Here is a 287-nt window from a genome sequence, read left to right as displayed (position 1 = left end):
GCACGCCGTCCTGCCACGGGCGGAAGTAGCGCGGCATGTCGATGATGTCCTGGCCCTGCGTCATGGCCATTTCCATGAGCTTCTGGCGCAGTTGCGGATCCGCCGGCAGCGGCACCCACACCCAGCGCGGCCGGCTGTACCAGTAGGGCGCGAGTGCCGGATTCTCGCGCCGGGCGCGCTCGATCTCCTCCGGCATCAGCGCCGATGCCGGGACGGTCTCGAGGATCCGCTCCGAGAACGTGTAGTAGAGCGGCCGGCCCTGCCACAGCGTCATCGTGCCGTAGACG

General features: G+C 69.0%; 1 protein-coding gene. It reads right to left on the bottom strand.

Annotated elements, in window-relative coordinates:
• Nucleotides 1-287 (bottom strand): hypothetical protein (locus C1X29_RS29270; protein WP_158247909.1); only part of this gene is annotated, 287 nt, incomplete at both ends.

This window comes from Pseudomonas sp. GW456-12-10-14-LB2, from assembly GCF_002884345.1.
Classification (GTDB): domain Bacteria; phylum Pseudomonadota; class Gammaproteobacteria; order Pseudomonadales; family Pseudomonadaceae; genus Aquipseudomonas; species Aquipseudomonas paraglycinae.
The sequence above is the reverse complement of the archived record's forward strand: the minus strand, read 5'-3'. Positions and strand labels throughout refer to the sequence as shown.